The sequence below is a fragment of the Candidatus Nitrospira nitrificans genome (assembly GCF_001458775.1).
GTDB lineage: Bacteria > Nitrospirota > Nitrospiria > Nitrospirales > Nitrospiraceae > Nitrospira_D > Nitrospira_D nitrificans.
Window position 1 is genome coordinate 18,196 of sequence record NZ_CZPZ01000023.1, and the last position, 16,498, is coordinate 34,693.

22 protein-coding genes are annotated in these 16,498 nt (G+C 56.8%); 14 read left to right on the forward strand and 8 right to left on the reverse strand.

The genetic code is table 11. The features are described 5' to 3' along the window. Nucleotides 1-126: 126 nt before the first annotated feature. The 3 genes from COMA2_RS12570 (at nucleotide 127) to msrA (ending at nucleotide 2,911) form a co-directional block, all read left to right on the forward strand. The gene (locus COMA2_RS12570) at nucleotides 127-1,587 is read left to right on the forward strand and encodes a tetratricopeptide repeat protein (protein WP_217490732.1); all 1,461 of its coding nucleotides are present in this window, start codon (nucleotides 127-129) and stop codon (nucleotides 1,585-1,587) included. Between the two features lie 29 nt (nucleotides 1,588-1,616). Beyond that, the gene (locus COMA2_RS12575; protein WP_217490733.1) at nucleotides 1,617-2,159 is read left to right on the forward strand and encodes an SLOG cluster 4 domain-containing protein; all 543 of its coding nucleotides are present in this window, start codon (nucleotides 1,617-1,619) and stop codon (nucleotides 2,157-2,159) included. 131 nt (nucleotides 2,160-2,290) lie between these two features. Further along, on the forward strand, nucleotides 2,291-2,911 hold the full coding sequence (gene msrA, locus COMA2_RS12580; RefSeq protein WP_090898650.1) for a peptide-methionine (S)-S-oxide reductase MsrA: 621 nt from the start codon (nucleotides 2,291-2,293) through the stop codon (nucleotides 2,909-2,911). A gap of 85 nt (nucleotides 2,912-2,996) precedes the next feature. Here the strand turns inward: msrA and COMA2_RS20480 are convergent, their stop codons facing one another. Both COMA2_RS20480 and COMA2_RS20485 read right to left on the reverse strand, forming a co-directional pair. Beyond that, on the reverse strand, nucleotides 2,997-3,323 hold the full coding sequence (locus tag COMA2_RS20480) for a helix-turn-helix domain-containing protein (protein WP_281176442.1): 327 nt from the start codon (nucleotides 3,321-3,323) through the stop codon (nucleotides 2,997-2,999). A gap of 42 nt (nucleotides 3,324-3,365) precedes the next feature. Further along, entirely contained in the window at nucleotides 3,366-4,013 is a 648-nt protein-coding gene (locus tag COMA2_RS20485) for a GlxA family transcriptional regulator (RefSeq protein ID WP_217490735.1), read from the reverse strand. A gap of 53 nt (nucleotides 4,014-4,066) precedes the next feature. Between COMA2_RS20485 and COMA2_RS12590 the strand changes: the two genes are divergently transcribed. The 3 genes from COMA2_RS12590 (at nucleotide 4,067) to COMA2_RS12600 (ending at nucleotide 6,414) form a co-directional block, all read left to right on the forward strand. Continuing rightward, nucleotides 4,067-4,480: a DUF6010 family protein gene (locus COMA2_RS12590; protein ID WP_217490736.1), complete on the forward strand. Its 414-nt coding sequence runs from the start codon at nucleotides 4,067-4,069 to the stop codon at nucleotides 4,478-4,480. A gap of 263 nt (nucleotides 4,481-4,743) precedes the next feature. Then, complete coding sequence (locus tag COMA2_RS12595; protein ID WP_090898656.1) at nucleotides 4,744-5,901, forward strand: pyridoxal phosphate-dependent aminotransferase; 1,158 nt, start codon at nucleotides 4,744-4,746, stop codon at nucleotides 5,899-5,901. A 63-nt stretch (nucleotides 5,902-5,964) separates the two neighbouring features. Continuing rightward, complete coding sequence (locus tag COMA2_RS12600) at nucleotides 5,965-6,414, forward strand: hypothetical protein (protein ID WP_090898659.1); 450 nt, start codon at nucleotides 5,965-5,967, stop codon at nucleotides 6,412-6,414. An 18-nt stretch (nucleotides 6,415-6,432) separates the two neighbouring features. Here COMA2_RS12600 and COMA2_RS12605 read toward each other — a convergent pair whose 3' ends face one another. Continuing rightward, the gene (locus COMA2_RS12605; RefSeq protein WP_090898661.1) at nucleotides 6,433-7,239 is read right to left on the reverse strand and encodes an inositol monophosphatase family protein; all 807 of its coding nucleotides are present in this window, start codon (nucleotides 7,237-7,239) and stop codon (nucleotides 6,433-6,435) included. A gap of 47 nt (nucleotides 7,240-7,286) precedes the next feature. Between COMA2_RS12605 and corA the strand changes: the two genes are divergently transcribed. Beyond that, the gene (gene corA / locus COMA2_RS12610) at nucleotides 7,287-8,387 is read left to right on the forward strand and encodes a magnesium/cobalt transporter CorA (protein WP_175304581.1); all 1,101 of its coding nucleotides are present in this window, start codon (nucleotides 7,287-7,289) and stop codon (nucleotides 8,385-8,387) included. Nucleotides 8,388-8,506: 119 nt separating this feature from the next. Here the strand turns inward: corA and COMA2_RS12615 are convergent, their stop codons facing one another. The 3 genes from COMA2_RS12615 to leuC are packed head-to-tail and all read right to left on the reverse strand — an operon-like array spanning nucleotide 8,507 to nucleotide 10,897. Continuing rightward, complete coding sequence (locus tag COMA2_RS12615; protein ID WP_217490737.1) at nucleotides 8,507-8,848, reverse strand: hypothetical protein; 342 nt, start codon at nucleotides 8,846-8,848, stop codon at nucleotides 8,507-8,509. 14 nt (nucleotides 8,849-8,862) lie between these two features. Further along, a complete protein-coding gene (gene leuD, locus COMA2_RS12620; RefSeq protein ID WP_090898666.1) occupies nucleotides 8,863-9,486 on the reverse strand; it encodes a 3-isopropylmalate dehydratase small subunit in 624 nt (207 codons plus the stop codon). A gap of 7 nt (nucleotides 9,487-9,493) precedes the next feature. Further along, nucleotides 9,494-10,897: a 3-isopropylmalate dehydratase large subunit gene (leuC, locus tag COMA2_RS12625; RefSeq protein WP_090898668.1), complete on the reverse strand. Its 1,404-nt coding sequence runs from the start codon at nucleotides 10,895-10,897 to the stop codon at nucleotides 9,494-9,496. Nucleotides 10,898-10,987: 90 nt separating this feature from the next. Here leuC and COMA2_RS12630 point away from each other — a divergent pair, with 90 nt between their 5' ends. Beyond that, entirely contained in the window at nucleotides 10,988-11,479 is a 492-nt protein-coding gene (locus tag COMA2_RS12630; RefSeq protein ID WP_217490738.1) for an MEKHLA domain-containing protein, read from the forward strand. A gap of 113 nt (nucleotides 11,480-11,592) precedes the next feature. Here COMA2_RS12630 and COMA2_RS12635 read toward each other — a convergent pair whose 3' ends face one another. Further along, the gene (locus COMA2_RS12635; protein ID WP_090898673.1) at nucleotides 11,593-12,207 is read right to left on the reverse strand and encodes a CBS domain-containing protein; all 615 of its coding nucleotides are present in this window, start codon (nucleotides 12,205-12,207) and stop codon (nucleotides 11,593-11,595) included. A gap of 389 nt (nucleotides 12,208-12,596) precedes the next feature. On the opposite strand from COMA2_RS12635, the gene COMA2_RS12640 reads away from it, so the two are divergent. After that, complete coding sequence (locus COMA2_RS12640) at nucleotides 12,597-13,073, forward strand: cupredoxin domain-containing protein (protein WP_090898676.1); 477 nt, start codon at nucleotides 12,597-12,599, stop codon at nucleotides 13,071-13,073. A 151-nt stretch (nucleotides 13,074-13,224) separates the two neighbouring features. Here the strand turns inward: COMA2_RS12640 and COMA2_RS12645 are convergent, their stop codons facing one another. Further along, a complete protein-coding gene (locus COMA2_RS12645) occupies nucleotides 13,225-13,572 on the reverse strand; it encodes a YfhL family 4Fe-4S dicluster ferredoxin (protein WP_090898680.1) in 348 nt (115 codons plus the stop codon). A gap of 242 nt (nucleotides 13,573-13,814) precedes the next feature. Here COMA2_RS12645 and COMA2_RS12650 point away from each other — a divergent pair, with 242 nt between their 5' ends. The 5 genes from COMA2_RS12650 to COMA2_RS12670 all read left to right on the forward strand — a co-directional run bounded on the left by COMA2_RS12650 (nucleotide 13,815) and on the right by COMA2_RS12670 (nucleotide 16,482). Further along, nucleotides 13,815-14,315, forward strand: coding sequence for a DUF192 domain-containing protein (locus COMA2_RS12650; RefSeq protein WP_090898682.1), 501 nt, complete (start codon nucleotides 13,815-13,817; stop codon nucleotides 14,313-14,315). Between the two features lie 24 nt (nucleotides 14,316-14,339). Continuing rightward, entirely contained in the window at nucleotides 14,340-14,660 is a 321-nt protein-coding gene (locus tag COMA2_RS12655) for a Rieske (2Fe-2S) protein (protein ID WP_217490739.1), read from the forward strand. A gap of 54 nt (nucleotides 14,661-14,714) precedes the next feature. After that, the gene (locus COMA2_RS12660) at nucleotides 14,715-15,053 is read left to right on the forward strand and encodes a protease inhibitor I42 family protein (protein WP_175304582.1); all 339 of its coding nucleotides are present in this window, start codon (nucleotides 14,715-14,717) and stop codon (nucleotides 15,051-15,053) included. Between the two features lie 3 nt (nucleotides 15,054-15,056). Continuing rightward, complete coding sequence (gene dat / locus COMA2_RS12665; protein WP_090898688.1) at nucleotides 15,057-15,896, forward strand: D-amino-acid transaminase; 840 nt, start codon at nucleotides 15,057-15,059, stop codon at nucleotides 15,894-15,896. 79 nt (nucleotides 15,897-15,975) lie between these two features. Beyond that, on the forward strand, nucleotides 15,976-16,482 hold the full coding sequence (locus COMA2_RS12670; protein ID WP_175304583.1) for a ribosome maturation factor RimP: 507 nt from the start codon (nucleotides 15,976-15,978) through the stop codon (nucleotides 16,480-16,482). Nucleotides 16,483-16,498: the final 16 nt, after the last annotated feature.

The window sequence follows — 16,498 nt, forward strand, 5'->3', positions numbered from 1 at the left end:
ACAATTGATCTGAGCGCGGGTACCGAGCGTCCTAGCGCTGAGGTGCCCCTCTTTGAGAATCTCGGCACTCTCCACCACCCCATCACCACGAGTTCACACAGGGCTCAACAATACTTTGATCAAGGCTTGCGGCTCGTATACGCCTTCAATCATGAAGAGGCGATTCTGGCTTTCGAAGAAGCCGCGCGCCTCGACCCTTCTGCGGCGATGGCCTATTGGGGCGTGGCGCTCGCATCCGGTCCGAACATCAACGCGGCGATGGATACGGCGGCCGAACGACGGGCGTGGGAGGCCGCACAAAAGGCTCAGGCTCATCGTGCCCGGGCGAGCGCAGCCGAGCAGGCCTATATCGATGCGATCGGCAAGCGATACGAACTCAAGGCGCATGCGCGACCGGCCCTTGATCATGCGTACGCAAACGCGATGCGTTCTGTCTGGCGGCAGTATCCGAACGATCCGGATGCCGGCGTGTTGTTCGCCGAAGCTCTGCTGGACCTGCGGCCGTGGGACTTGTGGACGGCAGACGGACGGCCCAGACCTGGCACCCAAGAAATCGTGTCAACCCTGGAATCGATTTTGGCGCGCTTCCCGGATCATCCGGGAGCATGCCATTACTATATCCACAGCGTGGAAGCCTCTTCGAACCCGGATCGAGCCGTGGCCTGTGCGGAACGATTGCCCGGGCTGATGCCGGGAGCCGGTCACCTGGTCCATATGCCCGCGCACATCTATATGCGACTCGGTCGATACCATGAGGCGACTGAACGGAATGTGCATGCGGCGGCGGTCGATCGCCGCTATCTGGCCGAGCGAAAGATAAGCGGCGACTATGCCGACGGTTACTATACTCACAATCTGCATTTTCTCTGGGCGTCCTTGGCGATGGAGGGGCGCAAAACCGAGGCCCTCAAAGTGGCTCGCCAACTGACGGGGACGATCACTGAAGAGGAAGCACGGAGGGAGACCTGGAAGGAACTGTATCTCCCGGCTCCCCTGTGGTCGATGATCCGGTTCGGACAATGGGACGATCTGCTGCGCGAACCGCCTCCTCCCAAACCGCTGCATCTGCAGCAGGGAATATGGCGACTGGGAAGGGGAATGGGGCTCGCGGCGTCCGGTCGGTTGCCCGGAGCGGAGGGCGAGCACGTGGTATTGGCCGGCATGGTCAAACGTCTCGGACGCGATCGGACACGGGAACAGAAAACAGAACGGACCCTGCTGAAGATTGCAGAACGGCTGCTGGCCGGTGAGCTCGCGATGCACCGCCGCCAACACGATGAGGCCGGCAAATTCCTCGCTGATGCCGTCAAGCTGGAGGAGGAGCTGCCCTACAGTGAGCCGCCGTTCTGGCCGATTCCCATTCGTCACTACCTCGGCGCAGTCTTGCTGAAGGCCGGTCAGCCCGATAAGGCTGAAGCCGTCTACCGAGCGGATCTGGCGAAGAATCAGCAGAACGGCTGGGCCCAATTCGGACTCATGCAGAGCCTTCGCGCTCAGCGGAAAGGGCGTGAAGCGGACGCGATGGAAAAGCAATGGAAACAGGTCTGGGAGCATGCGGATGTGACCCTCACGGCCTCTCGGTTTTGAGGGAGTGGAAGAGATGAGAGGAGAACGTGATGCGATTTGTGGTGGGGGTGATGGGGCCGGCCAAGGCCGCGAAGAAGGATCTCGACAACGCCAGGATCCTTGGAGAGTTCATTGCCCGGCGAGGGTGGGTCGTATTGACCGGCGGTCGAGACGTGGGCGTCATGGACGCGGCGTGCGAAGGAGCCAAGCGGGTCGGCGGGAGTTTAACTATCGGGGTCTTGCCGACGGCCAAGGACAAAGTGTCCCGCCATGTGGACGTGCCGATCATCACGGAAATGGGCAGCGGCCGAAATAACATCAATGTGCTGACTAGCCATGTCGTGGTGGTATGTGGCTTGAGCGGATCCGGCACCGTGTCGGAGGTTGCGCTGGCCGTGAAGGCCGGGAAGCCGGTCATTCTCGTCGAGGCCTCTACCGCCGATGTCGCTTTTTTCAGAAAACTCGACAAGCGATTGGTCCAAGCCGCTGCCTCACCGGAAGAGGCCATTGAGCTGATCATGAAACTCATGGATGGGCGGCAACGACGAGTGCGTCGTGCAGAACAGGATCTCGACAGGTACATTCCAGCCTAACGCGCGAAAGATTCGCCACTGCCTCCTGCCTGTCTCCATGCGAGTTTGCCCACATCCACCTCTACGCAAGCGCCGTAGTAAGATATACGAACGGAGCCACTGCGACGACCATAACGAAGGAGGAAATCTATATGACCAGTCTTCACCGTGTGACGATCCTGACAGTCGGCCTTGTGATCGGCATGGTTCTCGCGGGCTGGCCCTCGGGCGGACTTCAGGGCGCACCGACCACCGCCAAGGCCTACTTTGCGGGCGGTTGCTTTTGGTGCATGGAAGAGGCGTTTGAAAAAGTTGACGGCGTGATCACCGTCGTGTCTGGCTACATGGGCGGCACGCTCGCCAATCCCACGTATGAGCAGGTCTCCGATGGGCGCACGGGCCATGCGGAGTCGGTCGAAGTCTCCTATGATCCTTCCAAAGTCACGTACCAGAAATTATTGGATGCCTTTTGGCGCAACGTCGATCCCGTCACGCCGAACGCGCAGTTCTGCGACCATGGGACTCAGTACCGCGCGGCGGTCTTCTATTCAACCGATGAAGAAAAACGACTGGCGGAAGAATCAAAACGCTCGCTCGAAGAGTCCAAACGCTTTCCCCAGCCCATCGTGACCCAGCTGGTCCAAGCCTCGGTCTTCTACCAGGCAGAGGAGTATCACCAGAACTACTACAAGAAAAACCCGCTCCGGTATAAGTATTACAAGTTCAGCTGCGGCCGAGCCCAGCGATTGGAAGCCTTGTGGGGAAAGCCATAGCACAGAATAGGCGCGGGGTGGGGTGACGAACAGACTAAGTTCAGACTCCATAGGTGTTGGTACGGTTGCTGACGTTGTGTGTGTTCTATCGGGGAGAGTCGCCGGCGTTGAACGCGCAGCGATAGGCCAATGGGTTCGTTCCAACAATCCGCTTAAAACACTCGCGCATCACCGTTGAAGAGCCAAATCCAGAATTCCGAGCGATTTCCTCAACGGACAGACGCGTCGTTTCAAGAAGGAGCTGCGCATGCCGTACGCGGGCTTGTGAAATCCACTGGGCCGGGGATGCGCCCATCTGTTGCCGAAATCGCCTGCTCAGGGTCCTTGTGCTCATGGCGGCTTGCCTAGCGAGTATGGGGAGGGACAGTTCCTCGTGGAGATGTTCTTCAATCCACGGCAGTAAAGCGGCCATCGAGTCGTGATCATCGGGAGCGGGGGGATGATGGAGAATGAACTACGTCTGACCTCCGGCTCGCTCAAGCGGCATCACCGCAGCGCGAGCGGCTCGAATCGCAATCTCAGCACCGAAGTCACAGCGCACCAGGTGAAGACACAGGTCCAACCCAGCCGCTGCTCCTGCTGAAGTCAGCACGCTGCCATTGTCTACGTATAGCACGTCGGGGTTCACGTGGACCCGCGGGTACCGACGGGCCAGATCTGCTGTCGCAAGCCAATGCGTTGTTGCCTTGAGACCATCAAGAGCACCGGTTTGGGCAAGCACGAACGCTCCGGTGCAGATCGAGGCAACTCGCGTCCCACGATTAACAGCGGCGCGCAGCGCTCCGATGAGCTTCTTGGGGAGCGGTCGGTCAGGATTGTCGACGCCAGGGACGATCAGGGTGTTGGCTTGTTTCAACGATGAGAGCCGCCATGGGATTCTGAGTATCACGTGTTCGGATACGACCTCCGGTTCAATGCTGCAAACTCGTAATTCATACAATGGTCTTCCGGCAATGTCTCGGATACGTCCGAACACCTCGGATGGTATAGCTAGATCCCCGAGCACAACACCGTCGAATGCCACCACGACCACGAGATGCCGTTTCCCCATCTCAAGCGAGGAGCGTGGCTTGAATCCTGCTGAAGTTGTCTTTTTAGCCACTGGCCGCAGTGTCTTTGATCTCGTACGATCGTGTCAAAGGGAAAAGAAATACGGTGAACACTCCGCCACTGCAAACAATGAATTACTTGGGGCCCGTTATCGGAGCACTGGTGTTCGTGCTGGCCATGTCTTTGGTGGAAGAGCCGCGCCGGAGGAACCTGAATGCCGTTCTCGTCGCTGGCACCTGTGGCGTGTACCTAAGCGGGGGATTCGGCCTGTGGGAACTGCTCTATCCAATAGTTGCGACGCCGCTGATTTATCGCGGACTTCAATCTTACCGCTTCATTGGACTGGCGTGGCTGATGCATGCTGCGTGGGATCTGCCCCATTACTTGTGGGGCAATCCTATATGGCCCTTTATGCCGACCTCCTCCTTTGGATGTCTGATCTTCGACACCCTCATCGCAAGTTGGTTCTGGGTCGGAGCGCCCTCAGTCATGCCGCGCGGTTGCGGACTGAGACAGTAGCGCAGAATGTACAGTTCCGCTATCCTGCAACCCTCTGCCACAAGGACACCGATCAGGATGTTGAAAAAGTCCTCCAGCTTCGTTCTCGCGTCATTTTGAAACACGTGAAGCCGGCGCCCCGGGGTCGAGAGGGTGAGATCAGAGGTCTTTTTGAACATCCTGCGGGTTATTCTAATTCGGTCCGTGATCTCCTGGCGTTCGAGAGTTTGCGAGTGCAAAATGGTTCTTCAACAGCCTGCGGTAAGTTAAGAAGGAGTTTGGTGATGCGAACAGTCAGTCGACGGATGGGAGATCTCGCCCAATCGGAAATTCGGGCCATGACACAGGCCTGCGCGAGTGTGAAGGGTCTCAACATGGCCCAGGGTGTCTGTGATACGCCGGTGCCACCGATCGTTCTGGAAGGGGCGGAACGGGCAATCAGGGATGGGCACAATGTCTATACCCGCTTCGATGGCTTGTCCGAATTGCGCCAGGCCATCGCCGAAAAATTAGCCCACTATAACGGGATTCATGCCGATCCAGAAACGGAAATCACGGTCAGCGCCGGAGCAACCGGCGCCTTTCACTGTGCCTGTGCCGCGCTGCTCAATCCAGGCGACGAGGTCATTCTGTTTGAGCCGTACTATCAATACCATGTCAGCGCGCTCGTGGCGGTCGAAGCGGTCCCTGTGGTGGTCCACATGCAGCCACCGGCCTGGACCTATTCGTCGGCTCAGCTTGAGCAGATCGTGACCACGAGAACCAAAGCCATCATCGTCAATTCGCCCGGCAATCCCTCGGGCAAGGTCTTCAGCCGGACAGACCTTGAGGCGCTGGCGGAGTTTGCGTGCCGGCACGATCTGTTCGTTCTGACAGATGAAATCTATGAATATTTTCTCTATGACGGGCGACGGCATGTGAGCATGGCCTCCTTGCCGAATATGGCTGAACGCACCGTGACCATCGGAGGGTACTCCAAGACGTTCAGCGTGACAGGATGGCGGATCGGCTACAGTGTGGCTGCGCAGACGTGGACGCGAGCGATCGGCGCGATGAACGATCTCCTGTATGTTTGCGCTCCGGCGCCGCTTCAAATGGGCGTGGCTCGGGGCATCAGAGAGTTGCCCGACGATTTCTATAGGGGTCTGGCACGAGAGTATCAGCACAAGCGCGACAGGTTTTGCGGCGCTCTCGCCAATGCGGGACTCACTCCGTCGATCCCAGAGGGGGCGTATTACGTGTTGGCGGATGTGTCCCGGCTTCCAGGCGACAGTGGGAAAGCTCGTGCCATGTATCTGTTGGAACAAACCGGTGTGGCCGGTGTGCCAGGAGAGTCCTTTGTCTCCGGTGTGGCAGGAGCCGACTTCGTTCGTTTCAGTTATGCGAAGACAGACACCGATCTCAATGAAGCCTGTAGGCGGTTGACTCAAGCCGGCTTATAGTCGCCCATGCGAGTAAGCGGCCGTTTCTTGCCTGAAGCGCAAGCCCGTGCTATGAACTCGACCATGAGCCTGCGCCTTGCTTCCGTGGTCGCTGCCGTTGCTGCGCTGATGTTGACGGGATGCGGTCATCGGGCGACGGGTCCTCTCTCTGTTTTCACTGACCATTCGGCTGGTGATCGTTCCGTCCTGGCGGGGGAATGGGAATACGAAGACGGCGGGGCCGTCGTCCTCCGACTCGATAATCAGGGCAACGGCACGTATGCATTCAAGGATGGCCGATTCGAAACCATTCGGCTCAGCGGCCGGACGTGGGTCGGGAAGTGGTCCCAAAAGGAAAATGATCGGGACGGCGGCTTCCGTGTGACCCTCACTGCGGATTCCGTGGAAGGCGAGGGGACCTGGTGGTATGAGCGAATCGGTGCCGATACGTCACCATCAGAGAAGGGCGGCACGTTCCATCTGACCAAGAAAACATCCGTGACACGTCTCGGAGACACTCCTCCTGCGCCCTGATCCTCCACTTCCCGGCCGTTAGGCAAGGCCGTTGTCGTTTCCACAGGTCAGGAGTCGGAGCCGTTGCGCGAGCGCCTCGGGACAGTGTGGGCCGGTGGCGATGATGCCGCGATAGCGAGGCTCGCGTCGGTTAAAGATGAGTTCCTGTCCGAAGCCATCGGAGATGATTCCCCCTGCTTCCGCGATGAGAAGTGTCCCTGCGGCAACATCCCATTCATTTTCAGGTTCCCAGGTGACGGCCCCCCCAATGCGGCCGGTTGCGGTCAGGGCGAGCATCCAAGCGATGGAGCGGATAGGCCGCTTCGTGATCGATGGTTCCAGGGCGGTGAAGCGGCCCATCTGTTGCTCCCATTGATTCAGGGCGATGACCGGGTCTCGACCGTTCCACGAAGCTGGTGGAGCAACCGGTTCATTATTGAGGCGCAGCCCTCCGCCCAGGGTTGCGGTGAATAACTCGTCCGTGGAAGGGTTGAAGATGCCTGCCACGACAGGTCGGCCCTGTTCAATGAGGCCGACGGAAATGCAATACTCCGGTTCACCACTGATGAACGCCTTTGTCCCGTCTATCGGATCAACCACCCAGACCCGTCGTTTCTGAAGTCGGTCCGGACGATCAGGCGATTCTTCAGAGAGCCATCCATCCTCAGGAAACGCCGACGTCAGGTGGGAGAGGAGGATCTCATTCACGGCCAGGTCCGCTGAGGTTACGGGGGATTGGTCCGGCTTTTGAATCGTGTCAAAGCCGTCGAGGGCAAATCGCAAGGCTTCTGCTCCGGCCTTTCGAATCGCCTTGCTGAGAACATCCAGCTCGTCGTTCCATGTCATGACATGGAGAGTAACAGTCTTGGAGACGGATGGAAAGAACCGAGCATATGCGGCTTGACCTGGTCCCTAAATCTGCGTACAAGCACGTGACGATGAAACTGGTCCAGAAACGATCGAAGAAGACGGGGCTCTCGCCGGGGACGCTCGTTCATATCGGCGAACAGCGGGCCGAGGCCGTGAGCATGACCCTGTTCAATTATGCCGGTGCGCGGTGTGAGGAGCATGTGGTCACCGACCTGAACGCGCTTCAACTGCCTGCCGACGAAACCGTCACCTGGGTGAATGTCGGCGGGGTCCACAAGGTTGACGTGTTGGAAGGATTCGGGAAACATTTCGGCCTTCATCCCCTTCTGCTGGAAGACATCGCCAACACGGATCAGCGTCCGAAGCTCGACGACTATGAGACCTATTTTTTTCTTGTGATGAAGATGCTGACGGCCTCCGAGCGAGGGGACATTGTCGTCGAGCAGGTGAGCTTCGTCCTTGGACGAAATTACGTGCTCTCATTCCAGGAAAACGGCACCGATGTTTTTCACACGGTGCGGGACCGTCTGAAAGGCGGGAAAGGGCGGCTTCGGCAAAACGGTTCAGATTATCTGCTCTATGCGCTGATCGATGCCATCGTCGACCAATACTTTGAGATCCTGGAGCTGCTCGGCGAGCGGATCGAGTCGTTGCAGGAACGGGTGATGGCCGATCCCAAGCCGGACATCCTCAAAGACATTCATGGGCTGAAACAGCAGTTGTTGTTCGTGCGCCGTGCCGTCTGGCCGCTCCGGGAAGCGATCAACGGTCTGTCCCGCTCGGACTGTCCGTTCCTGCATGAGTCCACAAAGATCTTTATCCGTGACGTCTATGATCATGTGGTGCAGATCGTCGACACCATCGAAACCTTGCGGGAAATGGTCTCGGCCAGCCTGGACATTTATCTGTCGAGCGTGAGCTATCGACTGAATGCCGTCATGCGGGTTTTGACGGTCATCACCACGATTTTCATGCCGCTCACCTTTATCGCGGGTATCTACGGCATGAATTTCGAGTATATGCCGGAATTGAAATGGCCCTGGGGCTACCCGATGGCGGTCGGCATCATGGGTCTTGTGGCGGCCGTCATGCTCATTGGGTTCCGTCGCAAGAAATGGCTGTAGCAGATGTTGAAAAGCCCTCCGGCTTCGTTCTCGCGTCATTTTGAAACAGGCGAAGCGGGCGCGCCGGGGTCGGGAGGGTGAGATCAGAGGACTTTTTGAACAACAGGGAGCGGATACAACTATTCTTGGACTTCGACTTTGTCCACGAAATAGGTGGTCTCGCCGAAACACGTGGTGGGGATGTAGCGATACTCTTTGTAATGCAAGATCACCCGTTTTCCCATGACCTCTGACAATTGCGCGGAAACTTTATCGTCCCAGATCGTAAATTGCCAGAGGACAGGGGCCGTTCCCGGCACGGTTGTCATGGCCAACTCTCCCTCATGCGTCTTGCAAAGCCAGCCCTTCGTCGAAAATTTTTGAATGTATCCCGCCCGGTTTCCATCCGAATAGGTCCAGTTGAACACGACCGTGAGATAGGCAGCGCCTAGAAAGAAGAGAAGCGTCAGAAATAATTTCACCGGCATCTCCTCGGTTACGAATGAATGTCGCTGAACAACCAAGGAGCGTCGGTCTTTCGACGAGATTCATAGGCTGTGATCTCAGGCTCATGTCGGAGCGTGAGGCCGATCGAATCAAGTCCTCGATAGAGGCAATCCTTGCGGAATGGGTCGATTTCGAACCGGTACGTCGTCTTCTCCGGCGTGACGACTGTTTGGCTGCCGAGATCGACGGTGAGCCGGTATCCCTCGGTGCCGACGGCCTGTTTCATGAGAGCCAGCACTTCATCGGCCTTCAGCACCACGGGGAGAATGCCGTTTTGAAAACAGTTGTTATAAAAAATGTCGGCAAAGCTCGGGGCGATAATGCAGCGGAACCCCTGATCCAACAGAGCCCAGGGGGCATGTTCGCGAGAGGAGCCGCAACCGAAATTATCGCGCGTCAATAAGATCGAGGCCGATTGATAGCGCGGTTGATTCAAGAAAAAGTCCGGATCGGGCGATCCGTCTTTTTCCTTCCTCCAGTCGAAAAAGAGGCCCTCGCGGAGTCCGGTCCGTTTGATCGTCTTTAAAAACTGCTTCGGAATGATCTGGTCCGTGTCGACATTGATGTGATCCAATGGGGCAACGAGACCAGTGAGTAGAGTAAACGGTTCCATAGCGTCATCAGCTCCAATGTCGAATATCGACGAAGTGACCTTCGATGGCCGCGGCGACCGCCATCGCAGGCGACACCAGATGGGTTCTCCCGCCCGCTCCTTGACGGCCTTCAAAATTGCGATTGCTGGTGGAGGCGCAACGTTCACCCGGTTGCAGGACGTCGGCATTCATGGCCAGACACATGCTGCATCCGGCCTCTCGCCATTCGAATCCTGCTTCACGAAATACGCGATCAAGGCCTTCCGCTTCCGCCTGTTGTTTGACGAGTCCGGACCCCGGGACCACCATGGCATGCACGGACTTGGCCACTCTTTTCCCCTTGGCAAGGCTGGCTGCCAGACGGAGGTCTTCGATCCGTGAATTCGTGCAGGAGCCGATGAAGACGCGGTCGATTGCAATATCCGTAATAGGTGTGTTGGGCGAGAGCCCCATATAGGTCAAGGCACGTTCCGTCGCGCTCTTCGTCTTCGCATCGGACATCGTTCGTGGATCCGGGATCTTTTGATCGACACCGAGCACCATGCCCGGACTCGTTCCCCAACTGACCTGAGGCGCGATGCCTTCAGCCTGTAACGAGACGGTTGCGTCGTACTTGGCATCCGGATCGGTGGTGAGCCGCTGCCACGCCCGCACGGCTTGTTCGAACATATCCCCTTTCGGAACAAGCGGCCGTTCCTTCAAGTAGGCGATCGTCTTCTCATCGGGGGCCACTAGCCCGGCGCGGGCTCCCCCCTCGATCGACATATTGCAGAGGGTCATGCGCCCTTCCATGCTCAGCGCGCGAATAGCCGACCCTGTGTACTCAATCACGTAACCGGTTCCACCGGCCGTGCCGATTGTTCCGATAATCGCGAGAATAATGTCCTTTGCCGAACAGCGATCGGAAAGGGTCCCCTCCACTCGGATCTCCATCGTCTTCGGTCGTTTTTGGACGAGGCATTGCGTCGCCAGCACATGCTCGACTTCACTGGTTCCAATACCGAATGCCAATGCGCCGAACGCCCCATGGGTTGAGGTGTGGGAATCCCCGCACACGATCGTCGTCCCCGGCAGGGTGAATCCTTGCTCGGGGCCAATGACGTGCACAACGCCTTGCCGGATGTCATCCATGCCGAAGAAGGTAATGCCGAAGTCGCGACAGTTTTCCTCGAGGGTTTGAATCTGCTTCGCGCTGATGAGGTCGGCGATCGGTAGCTTCCGGTCGGTCGTCGGAACATTGTGATCCGGGACAGCCAGGGTTGCGGCCGGTCGTCGAGGCGTTCGCCCGGCCAGCTTCAACCCTTCAAACGCTTGAGGAGAGGTGACTTCATGAACCAGTTGTCGATCAATGTAGAGGAGCGTGGTCCCATCCGGTTCCGCCCGCACGACATGCGCATCCCAAATTTTATCGAATAGTGTTTTGCCTGCCATGGCTACTCCCGTCTTTATGAATTCGAATCGTCATTATACAGAGAAGTCCTATGGTCTTGACAAGTGCGCGCCGAGAGCTTGCCCTGCTCCATGAGACGTGGTACCACCGCACCGATGGAATCCAGGCTCTGGAACGAACCGCGTATTGTTGAGTGGAGTCACCGGTTGCTGGAGAGCTATTTCCATTGGACCAGCCAAGACCTCATCGATCGGGCGGATGACCGAACGGCACAGGCCCTTCGGTTATTCGAGGCATCCGTTGTCGTTGTGTCGCACGGTGTGGAGCCGGACCCGATCTTAAATTATGGCAATCAAGCCGCCTTGGATCTGTGGGAGCTGTCCTGGGAACCATTCATCCAAACGCCGTCGCGACTCACGGCTGAGGCAGACGATCGTATTGAGCGGGCAAAAATGTTGGAGCGAGCAAAGCTCACCGGCTACTTCGACGGATATCGGGGGGTGCGAATTTCCTCGACGGGAAGACGATTTCTTGTCGAGCAAGCCGTGATTTGGAATGTGATCGATCCTGCCGGACACCCTATCGGTCAAGCGGCGACGTTTTCTCGATGGTCATACTTGTGATGAGCAAGGCGAGGGGGTAGTCCGAGAATCGTCCCGCTCAGTCACGACGACGATCATTGCATCGCATCGAGCAAGACCGGTGGTGGTCTGTGCATGAAGTCACAGCGGGGAAGTTAGGTCCAGAGTTCGAGTGGGCCGTGGTTCGCGATACCCTGCAGGAGATCTCGGGTGGCAAGGATGCCGACCAGACGGCGATTGTGATCCAAAATCGGAACCGCATGAATCTGTTCATCCAGCATGACACGGGCAATCTCCCGGACTTCCGTCACGGGGGTTGCCGAAATAACTCGCGGCGTCATGATTTCCGCCAATCGCCGCCTGGAGGCCTGCCGCGTATCGGCTGCCGTGATCAGTTCAGGCGTATGGTGGAGCAGGTCACGATACGATACCATCCCGACGAGGGTGTCGTGCATCGACGTGACGGGGATATGGTGGAATCCTTTGTCTGACATGCTCGTCCAGGCGTTCAGCAAGATGCTGTCGGATGGAAGAGAGAAAACCGGAGCGCTCATCAGATCACGCGCGAGGATCGCCGGTTTCGGGTGTGATTGGTCGACGCTTTGCTGTTGATAGGCCATTTGTGCGGCCAAGGCTGAATGATCCAGCGAAGCGCCGTGGTGACCATGATGCTCCCGCTCCCTCGAGTATTCAGGTCGGGCATTCCGCGGACCAGCCGGTTTGATCGGATAGGCCTCCACGATTCCGTTGACCGCCAGAATGATGGGCATGCTGCAGCTCCTCAACTTCCCTATCGGAGTTTTCGGCAAATACTTAAGCGGGGCGCTCCCTCACCGGTGGCGTCGATCGTCCGGCACCGAGACGATTGGTATATGAGGTAGCGATTCACAGCCGCTTCATCAGGGACCGTCGCGGCAGTCGCCAGTGGGGCTGGATTCCATGGCATGAGTGACGGTTCCTGCAACTTCGGCGATTCCAAAGCGATTGCTTCCGTTTTAACCCGTATGTTATAAAAGCAGCCTTGTGGCGTCCAGAATGTCGGGAGACACCGTAGCCAACGGGTGTACCGTGTAGAAGCGGTGGTACCCTCCGCATACTTGGCGACGTATATTCACAAGCCTCTTTTTGTTTCTTCTTAATATTTGCAAGGGGGGTAGTCATGGGCAAGACGATGTTGGCGGTCTTCTTTGGCCTTGGAATGGTATTGGCCGGGGTTTCGGGTTCGTATGCGCTTCAAGCAGGAGGTGTAGAGACCGGAGATCTGGAAACGGGTTCTGTCGTCGGCCAGCCGTTTAAGGAACTGAGCGTGGATGTTTCGTTCTTTGCTGTTGAAATTGGAAACATGAAGGTTTGGTATCCTCCCATGACGGTTATCGATTTTAAGGCACGTCCAGGCTCGCCGGTTCTATTGAAGGTCACAAATAATTCAACGGCTGAACATGGATTCCATCTCGGCGCCGCAGGGAATCAATCGGCGCCGACAGTTCTGGATACCAAGCTGGTGCTTAAACCAGGCGAGACACGGTACATCGGTGTTCCGACCAGCGATCTGTTCTATGCCGGGGGAAATGTTCTTGAATATCGTTGCCACTTGCATCCGGGCCATGTCGGCGGCAAGTTGCTCATGCTGAAGTAGGCTGCCTGGATTTCAGTCGGCAAGAAAGGCCTCGGTGAAGCTCACCGAGGCCTTTCTCATTTCATTTTCATTGTTCGGTCATAACAGTCCAAAAGAAAGGGCCCTCGTTCCATCCGGAACGAGGGCCCGACAGACAGTCACTTGAACAGGCTCAGTTTCTTACGCCGCTCCACACTTTAGCAGGATCGATGGCCTTATCGGGATTCAAAGTCTTCGCTCTCTCCAGAAGCACATCCGTCGTTTCAGGATAGAGAGGGTCTGAAATGCAGCAGTTGTCGACGGGACAAACCGCAGCACATTGGGGTTCATCAAAGTGACCAACGCATTCGGTGCAACGGTCATGTGCGATGACGTAAATGTTGTCGCCGACACCTTGTCCGTCGCCGACGTGATTGCCCTTGGTCTCCGCGTCACTTCGAGTTTCAAAGATCGCTTCATTAGGACATTCCGGCAGACATGCTCCACAAGAGATGCATTCGTCCGTAATCAATAATGCCATGACCCAAGCCTCCTTCTCACTCCAAAAGCCTGACTACTAGAACGTTGACAAGTTCACGCGGCCCACACCATATTGCGACACTCATCCATGGTGAGCAGATACGCGGAGAAGCATTTTATTACTCGATTCTTTTCCAAGTCAACTGAACGGAATCCGCTCAGAAGACCTAGGGTGCTATTCCGTATGGGGCATTGGCCCCAGCAGAGATAGAGACCGTCGACCACCATCTATGGCATCTGACTATGGCATCTGATCAGGCCCAGGCGAGCGATCGAGAGCAGCGGAAGAAGCGGAACATCATGATGGTTCTGCTCGCTCTTCTCCTGATGAGCGCATCGGTGTTCCTCGTTGAGCGCAAGGAATCGAGCATCATCGTCGTCACGTTCCCGAGCGGTGTTGAACTCGAAGCCGAAGTGGCGGACACGCCGGAGAAGTTGCTCTTTGGACTTGCTTTTCGTGAGGGCTTGCCCCTACACGGAGGCATGCTTTATATCTTTGAGGAAAATGGGTTGCATCGTGTGACGACCCGGGAATATCGATTCCCCATCGATATTTTGTGGGTGGACGAGGGGCATCATGTGGTGCATATGTTGGAACATGCGGAACCGTGCGCCAAAGATCCGTGCCCGTTTTTCGGGCCGCCGCCGGAAGCGGCGCGGTATGTGATCCAGGTAGAATCAGGGTTCATTAAGACAACAGGAGTCGCAAAAGGCGACGAGCTCAAGTATGCCCTTCGCATGTAGCGGCTACGAGACGGGGATCCACATATGATGGATGGGTTTCAAAAAGTCGCACAGCTCGATGAGTTGCCTCCTGGAAAATCCAAGATGGTCACGGTCAATGACCGTCCGATCGCCTTGTTCAACGTCGAGGGGAAATTGTACGCCATTCATAATAGCTGCCCGCACGAGGGAGGGCCCCTTATTGAAGGGAGGCTCAAAGGGTATGTCATTGCCTGTCCCTGGCATGATCTGGCGTTCGACATCAGAAATGGGCAAGGCACCGACGGTGGTGGGTATTGTGTCGGGAGTTATGAAATCCGGGTGGACGGGAATGATGTTCTGATTGGCTCTCGGCGGAAAATGTAAAAAGGAAAGTCAGGCGGATATGGGTGTCTTCGCGACAGGGATGAGGATATCGACGTGAGTGTTCCCGGTGCCGGTCACAATCCTGTGTTGGACGGCGGTGATCGCCGTGTCGTCACGGTCGACCAGGCATTCGCCATCCATCTATGGGAAGATCGCACCAGGGGTGAACAGTGGGTGCCGTCGTATGATGCCAAAGGGCTTGCCCTTCTCAGTGATGAGTTTCTTTGTGTCGCGAGCAATAATGCGGTGGAAAACGGGCAGCGCATCTTCGAGTTTAAAGCCGTACAATCAGGGGTCTATCAGTTGCTTTTCGAAAAGCGCATGGGGTGGAAATTTACCGCGGAAGATCAGCGCGTGTTCAGAATCGAAGCGGGACCGGCCTCCCGAAATTGAACTATGCCCGACATCGCGTTCATCAACGGTCGTTTTTTGCCTTGGGAAGAGGCGACGGTTTCCATCGATGATCGGGGGTTCCAATTCGGGGATGCCGTCTACGAAGTCATTCGCACCTATCGTGGGGGACCGTTCGAGTTCGGTGCCCATCTTGCCAGGCTGAATCGGAGCGCGGGAGAACTTTCGATTCGCCAGCCCTATACCAGGGAGCAATGGCTCGGGTGGGTTCAGCAAGGCCTCAGTCTGGCCGGATATCAAGAGGCCAAGATCTATATCCAGGTCACCAGAGGGGTGGCTCCCCGTGAGCATGGCTTCCCTTCCGATATCCTCCCCACGGTCGTCATGACCATCAGGAAATTTCATCCTCTGGCAGCGGACGTGCGTAGCGCCGGCGTCAGCGCCGGCACCAGGGAAGATCTCCGATGGGGGCGCTGTGACATCAAAAGCGTCAATCTGCTGGCCAATGTCCTTGCTCGCGAAGAAGCGAAAAAGGCCGGCGTCTTCGAAACGATTTTGGTCAGAGATGGCTTCGTCATGGAAGGCGCATTGAGCAATGTCATGGCTGTTCGGGGCGGGATGATTATGACGGCTCCCGAAGGCCCTCGAATTCTATCCGGCGTCACACGAACCGTGGTCTTAGAGTTGGCGAAAAAAGATGATATCGTGATCGAAGAACGGTTCATTCCGGTCGATGTGCTGTATCAGTCAGATGAAGTATTTCTGACGGGAACCACGCTCGAAGTACTCGGTGTTGTCCAGATCGACGGAAGAACCATTGGCTCCGGCCGGCCTGGTCCGATCACGAAAACGCTGGCTGCTCGATGGGCCATGTTGACCGGCTAGTGCCCTTGCTTTGCACTGGGGTGCATGATATGGTGCTGCCTCTGTAAGTGGGCTTATGCCCACTTTTTTGTTTGGATACATGTCAAAGGGAAATGGGCTGAGCATACCGGGCAGGAGTCCGCAACCGGTTGCCGATCGGTTGCACGAAATCATTTCGCCGATCTTATGGACGCTTGGGCTTGAATTGGTTGATGTGGTGTGCGTGGGGAAAGGTCCTCGCTCGGTCGTTCGCGTTCTGATCGCTAAACCGGATGGAGTCAGCATCACAGACTGCGAGCAGGCACATAAGGCTCTAGGACCGGCGCTGGATGTGGCCGATCCATTTCCCCATGCCTATACCCTTGAAGTCTCTTCTCCGGGTCTTGATCGACCCTTCAAGAGATCCCAGGATTATCAACGGGCGATTGGAAAAGAGGTGAGTCTCAAGCTTCGGCAGCCTCTCGAAGGCCAGTGGAAGATCGCCGGTCGGCTGATGCAGGTGGATGAAGAGGCGGTCGTGCTGACGGTGGTTGCCGCGCGGACATCCCACACGGTGAAACTGAGTCGAGACATGATTGCCGAAGCAAAGCTCGTCGTGAAGATCTAGAGGGGGAGCGAAACGT